General features: G+C 64.4%; 2 protein-coding genes and 3 rRNA genes. 1 reads left to right on the forward strand and 4 read right to left on the reverse strand.

Going from position 1 to position 7,819, the window contains the following annotated elements:
• Window positions 1-263: ribosomal RNA gene (locus B1526_RS08590) — 16S ribosomal RNA — on the reverse strand; the annotation flags it as partial.
• 1,883 nt (window positions 264-2,146) lie between these two features.
• Between B1526_RS08590 and B1526_RS08595 the strand changes: the two genes are divergently transcribed.
• Window positions 2,147-4,063 carry a nitrilase-related carbon-nitrogen hydrolase gene (locus B1526_RS08595; protein WP_095615648.1) on the forward strand — a complete coding sequence of 639 codons (1,917 nt, stop codon included), beginning with the start codon at window positions 2,147-2,149 and terminating at the stop codon, window positions 4,061-4,063.
• A gap of 109 nt (window positions 4,064-4,172) precedes the next feature.
• Here the strand turns inward: B1526_RS08595 and B1526_RS09145 are convergent, their stop codons facing one another.
• The 3 genes from B1526_RS09145 to B1526_RS08610 all read right to left on the reverse strand — a co-directional run.
• Window positions 4,173-5,720, reverse strand: a complete 1,548-nt coding sequence (locus B1526_RS09145; RefSeq protein ID WP_157908720.1) for an MFS transporter — start codon at window positions 5,718-5,720, stop codon at window positions 4,173-4,175.
• Between the two features lie 1,459 nt (window positions 5,721-7,179).
• Window positions 7,180-7,296: ribosomal RNA gene (rrf, locus tag B1526_RS08605) — 5S ribosomal RNA — on the reverse strand.
• Between the two features lie 192 nt (window positions 7,297-7,488).
• Window positions 7,489-7,819: ribosomal RNA gene (locus B1526_RS08610) — 23S ribosomal RNA — on the reverse strand; the annotation flags it as partial.

Below are 7,819 nucleotides of genomic sequence, written 5' to 3' on the forward strand. Positions count from 1 at the left end.
CACCCCACCAACAAGCTGATAGGACGCGACCCCATCCCACGCCGCAAAAGCATTTCCCACACCACCATGCGGTAGGTGCGGCACATCCGGCATTACCACCCGTTTCCAGGAGCTATTCCGGTGCATGGGGCAGGTTGGTCACGCATTACTCACCCGTTCGCCACTCTCACGGCCGGTGCAAGCACCAACCGATCCCGTTCGACTTGCATGTGTTAAGCACGCCGCCAGCGTTCATCCTGAGCCAGAATCGAACCCTCCACAAAAAAACCTTCATGAAGACATCCAACAGATGACTCATAATTTCCAAAAGAAATCAGACGGACCATCCAATAAGGAAGGACGGTCACACAAAAACCCCGACACCCATCAAACCCCCTCGGGTACCACACGGGCGGGCATCGGACTGGCAATCAAAAGACCACCACACAACCAAAAACATGGTCGCATGATGAAGTAGTACAGTACACACTATTGAGTTCTCAAACCACCACACACAGCCCACGAACCACCAGGACCCAGTCCCGAAGCTCACCGACCGGCAGCAAGACAAGAAACTTACACCACCCCCAACCAAAACGCAAACCCACCCCCAACCAAACACCCCCAAAACCCAACAAACACAACACCACCACCGGCGTGTCGCAAACCACCCCACACCACCCCAACCACCCAACACCACCCACAACAACCACCCACAGCACCACAACCACCCGCGTGTCGCGATTCCACACCACGACAAAACAACACACACCGCGGCAATGCCACTACGACCAGCGGTGTCACACGATGCGGGAAGACGCAACACCGGCACCCCACCCGCGTCGAACGACACCCACACCACACGACGCGTGCTGCTTCCAACGACCAATCCCCGCCACAACATGCGGCAACACACGACGTTGAGGCCCCCGCCGTCGCGCTTCACCAGAACCTGTGGGGACGCGCGACGCAAGCGGGGAGCCATGCGACCAGCGGTATCACAGGATGCAGCACCACATGACACTGGAGGATTCTCCACGACGAGCGATCCCCTCGATAGGCGGCAACACACGACATTCGCGACCCATCGCGTCGCGCGACACCCCACCATACGATGCCGCGCGACGCAAACAGACCCTTATCCGACCAACGGCACCGCATCATCCGGCAACACGCGACACTAAGGCCTCCTCCGCGACCAGCGCCACCACAACCCGCGGCAACGCACGACGCCGGCGGGTCCCCAACGACCAGCGGTGCCACAACCCACGGCATGGCACGACACAGGCGGGTCCTGCGCGACCAGTGGCACCACAGTCCGCGCCAACGCGCGACGTTGACGCCGGCCAGCCGACCAGCGGTCCCGTGCGGTACGGCAACGCACGACGCAAACACGCACTAGTGCGACCAGCGGCGCCACAGTCTGCGGCAACGCACGACGCCAACACCGCCCTGCCGTCGTGCGGTGCCACACCCTGCGGCATGGCACGACACAGATGCCTCCCAGCCGACCAGCGACACCCCACTGGCGGCAACGCACGACGCCATGGGCTCCTGCGCGACCAGCGGCGCCACAGTCCGCGCCAACGCGCGACATTGGCACCGTCCAGCCGACGAGCGATTCCGTAACTCGCGACAACGCACGACGCAAACAGGCACCACCGCAACCAGCGGCGCCACCCTGTGCGGCAACGCGCGACGTTGACGCCGGCCAGCCGACCAGCGGTCCCGTGCGATACGGCAATGCACGACGCAAACAGGCACCAGTGCGACGAGCGGCACCACAATCCGCGCCAACGCACGACGCTAACACCGCCCTGCCGTCGTGCGGTGCCACGATCTGTCACACTGCACACCCCACTCCCGCACACATCACGCGCCGTCCCCTCCCCTTCCACATCCCACCCCCACACTGCATCCCCCCGCACGCCCCACACCGCACTACGCCCACGTCATATCCGACGTCCGCGCATGCGCACGCGCACTATGCTGTGCCTCAAGCGACGGTCACAGAATCGGCCACCTATCGTCCCCGGACGCGAGCGCCGCAAATGCACAACAAAAACACACAATAAAACCGCGCGCCACAACGAGCGCCAACCTACAACACACCGCGTCACGCGCTACCGCACACCGCGTCACGCGGCGCATTCCAAGGAAGGGCACCATGTCCGCAACACCCACACCAACACCCACACAACCACAAACACCAACACCCACACAACCACCAACCAACCCACCCACAGGACTGCCGAACGATGGTTTCGTGACGGTCGCGACGGTATCGCCCGCGAGCACCGTCGCCGACCCCGTACACAACGCCGACCTGTGTTACGAAGGTCTGCAGCGTGCCGCGAAGCTCGGCGCGAAAGTCGTCGCGTTCCCCGAGGTCGTCCTCACGTCGTACATCGCCGACGACCTGCTGTACCACAGCATCCTCCTGGACAGTGCGGAACGCGAACTCGGCCGCCTTGTCGCGCGTACGGCGGGCCTCGATGTGCTGTTCTCGGTCGGTGTTCCGTTGTGCATCAACGGGAAGATCTACAATACCGTCGCCGTCTGCCATCGCGGACGCATCCTCGGTGTCGTGCCGAAGACGTTCATTCCGACGTATGGCGTGGATTTCGAGGGACGTTGGTTCAATGCGGGCCCCGCCGACGTTACCGGGATCACCGTCGCCGGACAGCAGCATGTGCCGTTCGGTTCACATCAGCTGTTCCGCTGCCGTCAGCTGCCGCAGTTGTGCGTCGGGTATGAGATCTGTGAGGATATCTGGTCCCCCGACCCACCGTCGATCCATCTCGCGTTGGCGGGTGCGACGGTCATCTGCAACGGCTCCGCGTCGAACGCGTCGCTTGAGAAGGACATCTACCGCCGCGGACTGATCAGTGGACAAAGCGCGCGTCTGCTGTGCTGCTACGCGTACTGCAGTTCCGGACAGGGCGATTCGACGAGTGACGTGACCGTTGGCGGACAGGAGATCATCGCCGAGAACGGTGCCGTGCTCGCGCAGGCGCAGCCGTTCGGTGAGGGGTTCGCGATCGCCGACGTCGACGTCGCGGGTCTGTGGGGCGCGCGGCGTGGCATGTCGTCGTTCAAGGTCGCCGCGAGCGCGCAGGCCGCGGGCTACCATGAGACGCTGTTCGATATGGATATCCCGACGCATCCGCTGCAGCGTCCGGTTTCGCCGCAGCCGTTCGTCCCTGCGGACGCGCGTGTGCGTGACGACTGCTGTGATCTCGCGCTGACGATGCAGGCGCACGGTATGCTCGCGTTCCTGCACAACCGTGGTGCCGACAGGATCACGGTGCTCGCCGAGGACACGGCGGTCGCGGATGCGGCGCTTGCGCTGCTCGTCGCCGCGCGCGCCGCCGATCTCGCGAACATCGCGCGCACGGCCGTCCATATGCAGTTCCCGGGGGCGAAACCGAACGGTCACGCGAAAGCGCTTCTGGATTCGCTCGCGGCCGCGCTCGGCTGCGCGTTCTTCGACGACGCGCAACCGCCGATCGCCGACCGCGACGAGGCGCTCGTCAACCCCGTGGACATGACGGAGCTTGCGCTCGGCGTGAGTGGTTTCCCGCTTGATGTGGCGATGCAGTACGCCGTCAACAGCCAGCTTGTACGTTCGTTTGTGCCGCTCATGCTCGCGCGCGTCGCGCAGACGACCGATGATGAGCGGCTGTGCGCTGCGCTCGGCCCGATCGTCGTGCACGACGATCCGCTCCACGTCCCTGAGCACGACCGTTACGCGGCACAGGGGTTCGCGGATATCGCACCCGTAGAGGTCGAGGATTTCCTCATCGATGGGTTCCTGCGCGCGCAGCACCGTCCGTCGAAGTCGTTCCGCCTCGCGCGAAGCGCGTTCGGCACGACGTACAGCGACCGTCAGCTGCTCACATGGATGCGCACGTTCTACGGAAGGTTCTTCGCGACGCAATTCATGCGCCACGACCTTCCCGATGGGCCGCGCATCGGTTCCGCAGGTCTCGATCTGCGTGACGGATTCATGATGCCGACGTATGCGCAAAGCACACTGTGGCTTGGTGAAGTCGACGATCTGCTCAGCCGTCTCGACGCGTAATCGCACGCGCCACATCCGACGACGTGCACAGTACATCGTCGATTTGTTTTCACGTGGAACACAGTGTCTATTCGAGATAACCGATGAATGTTCCACGTGAAAACCGTCGTCATCGTGGCATACGACGCGCAACGAATGCGCGGACGTTCGCGGCGAACGCGCACACGAGCACAATGAGCAGGACGACGATGCCGACGCGGCCGCCGCGCTGCGTCGCCGCGGCATAGGCGGACCTGTCCGTTTCGAGACTGTATCCGGATTGTGCGACGCCCAGACATATCGACATGACCGTCGTGCCGACCGCGCCCGCAAGCTGCTGGAATGTGCTGAACATCGCGTTGCCATCCGGCTGCATACGTTGTGGGATGACACCCATGCCCGCCGTCATCGTATTGGGATACGCCATCGAAAAACCGATCATATACGCGATATAGCCGGCGCAGATCATCCATACGCTCACACCCGGGCGCACCATGAGCAGCATGAGCGCGATGCCGACGATCGCAAGCGCCATCGTCAGTAGAATCGGTCGCATCGGACCGAAACGGTCAAGCAACGCGCCGCCCACAGGCGCGAGCACGGCGCCCAACAGCGCACCAGGGAGGATGAGCAGTCCGGCGACGGTCGTCGTCGACCCAAAACCAAGCTGCGCAAGATTCGGAATGAGATACCCGAACCCAATCGTGACACCCTCAAGCATCACATACGCAAGCAGATGCCAACGGAACGGGACAGAACGAAGCACACCCATATGGATGAGCGGATCGTGCACGCGTTTGCACATCGCGGCGAACCACATGAGCGCCACGATCGAAACCACGAGGAGCGCGGCCGCAACGATGAGCGTACCCGTTCCACCACTTCGCGCGGACGACATGGCCGTGATCGCGGCACCGCACCTGTCGAGCGCGAAGACGAACGCGACGAATCCAATCGTCAGCAGCACAAGCTGGCCCCAACCAAACCGCACACGTCCCGTCGGACGCGGCTGACGAATCGACATGACACCCACGACACCGGCGACCACAAGCACCGGAATCAGAATGGCGAACAGCCAACGCCAACCAACTGCCGCGACACCCACGCCACCGACCGTCGGACCAAGCGCAGGCGCAATCGCGCACACCATGTTGCCGACGCCCATAAGCAGCCCCAGACGCGAACGTGGCGACTGTTCAAGGATGATATTGAACATGAGCGGCAACGCGACGCCCGTGCCCGCGCCCTGAAGGATGCGCGCGACCATCAACATCGGGAAATTCACCGAAACCGCCGCGATGAGCAATCCCGCGATGCACAACGCGACCGCCGCGGCGAACGACGCCTTGAGCGTGAAACGGTGGTTGAGATACGACGACAGCGGTGTGACGACCGAAACGACGAGCAGATAGCCGGTCGTCAGCCACTGGACGACGGATGTGCCGATGCCGAACTCCTCCATGAGTGTCGGGAACAGCACATTCGTCATCGTCTCCGTGAGGATGCCGACGAACGCCATGATACCCGTCGCCACGATCGCGAGCAGCAGTTTCGGTTCGATGCGCTCATGCGTGGGCGGTGTCGTTGTGGGATGTTTGGTGGGGGTGGATTGGGTTGGAGGTTGTGAAGTGTTGGGGTGAGACGACGACGCGGAATCGCTGTGGATGGTTGTTGACATCGTATTGGACATCGTGGAGAGGGCCGTTCCCGGCAGGCCTTTCTTGGCCCGGATGACTTCGGCCTGATCCGCGTTGCCGGGCACTGCGGAAAGGCACGCCGCCCGCTTGTGCGGCGCAGCAAAAAAGCGGGGACGACGCCTCGCTTGACGATATGCATCATACAGTGCAAATGCGACGCGCGGTGGCGCGGTATGTGCGGACGCGCGACGGTGGCGCGGCGTCCGCGTCGTTCGATGCCGCAAGGTGTGGTGGCGGTGGACGTGTGCGCTGTGTTTGCGTCGTGCGGTGCCGTGGTTTGCGTGGAGGCCGGACGCTGGGATGGCGTACGCGACGTGCGATGCCGGGATTGCGGTATCGCGCGACGTTGGGACGATGCCAACGTCGTGTGGTGCCGCGATACGTGGTGACGAGCGACGTTGGGATGCCGCCAGCGTCTCGCGGTGCCGCGATGTGCGGTGGCGGTGGTCACGGGCGCTGTGTACGCGTCGTGCGGTGCCGTGGGATATGCGGACACGCGACGGTAACCCGGCACCGGTGTCGTGCGGTACCGCAGTTTTGGGTGACGCGCGATGCTGGGATGCCGTCAGCGTCGTGCGGTCCCGCAGGATGTGCGGACGCGCGACGGTGGCGTGCCGCAGGCGCCGCGCGGTGTCGCGGGGTGCGGTGGCGCGCGACGGTAGCGTGGCGCCTGCGTCTGCGGTGCCGCGATCTGCGCGGATCCGCAGACGCTGGCCCGGCGTCCGCGTCGTGCGGTGCCACGGTTGGTGCCGATCCGCGACGGTGACATGGTGACGATGTCCCCGCGGTGCCGTGATGTGCGCGGGCGCGCGTCGGGGGACGTCACCTGCGTCACTCGGTGCGTGACGCACAGTGGCTATGGGCGCCATGGCGGGGCCGGCGTACATGTCTCCCACCGGGTGCACGGATCGTGGACGCCGCGTGGTGTGGTTGTGGCCGTGTTGCCCACCGGTGGTGGCGGAGGCGTCCGCCACCGGGCCTGGTTGTGGCCGGTTTCGCCACCGTTCGCACGGGAAACGGACGCCATGGCCTGGGGGTCGCGCACGGTTTGCCTACCGGTGGTGGTGGCCGTGGTCGTTGCGGGGCCTGCTTCCGTGGCCGTCGCGTGCCGCCGCGATGCGTGGCATGGGCGTGCCGTGGTGCGGGATCTGCCGCAGGGTGGTACGCCAGAGCCCGCGGCCGGCGTACCGGAGTGCGTGATCCTGCGCGGCCCGGTATGCTCAGGCGTGCGTAAGCGTACCACCGTGCGTGATCTGCCGCGCTCCGGTACGCGGGCGCCTTGGCCGGTGCCCGTGGGTGCGCGGGTGCGGCGCGCGGGGGATGCGTGTGGGTATGCGACGGCCCCCGGCGGGCGCCGTGGTTGGTGCCCGCCGGGGGTCGGGTATGCGGAAAAGCCCCGGCGCCACTTGTGTGGTGTCGGGGCTTTCCCTTGACGTGTTGGTGCGGCGGCGTGCTACTCTCCCACATCCTGTCGGGTGCAGTACCATCGCCGTGCCAGGTCTTAGCTTCCGGGTTCGGAATGGGTCCGGGCGTCTCCCCTGGGCCATGGCCGCCGCAAGTCTTCAATTCTCCGGGACCCCCCTTGTGTGGTTGGGGGTCCTGGTGGTTGTTTGGGGACCGGATGGTGGACGCGTCGCGTGTTCGTATGCGTGTGTCGTGTGTTCGCGCAGGTGTTTCGTGTTGATGCTTGTATCGTGTGTGTCCGATGGGTCGTGTGTCCCGATCGTGTTGGTTCCAACCGTGGTGCCGGTGTTGGTCGTGTTCGACCGTTAGTGCCGGTCGGCTCCACCGCTCGCGCGGCTTCCACGTCCGGTCTATCGACCACATGTTCTCGTGTGGGGTCTCACACACCCCCGGAAGGGGTGTCAGGAATCCTTATCTTGGAGCGGGCTTCCCGCTTAGATGCTTTCAGCGGTTATCCCTCCCGAACGTAGCCAACCGGCCGTGCCGCTGGCGCGACAACCGGCATACCAGAGGTTCGTCCACCCAGGTCCTCTCGTACTATGGGCAGGCCTCCTCAGGATTCCAACGAGCGCAGAGGATAGAGACCAAACTGTCTCACGACGTTCTGAACCCAGCT

Source organism: Bifidobacterium criceti (assembly GCF_002286935.1).
Taxonomy (GTDB): domain Bacteria; phylum Actinomycetota; class Actinomycetes; order Actinomycetales; family Bifidobacteriaceae; genus Bifidobacterium; species Bifidobacterium criceti.

Coding starts and splice junctions, on each gene's coding strand:
- B1526_RS08595 (WP_095615648.1), top strand. CDS start 2,147: ATGTCCGCAACACCCACACCAACACCCACACAACCACAAACACCAACA.
- B1526_RS09145 (WP_157908720.1), bottom strand. CDS start 5,720: ATGTCAACAACCATCCACAGCGATTCCGCGTCGTCGTCTCACCCCAAC.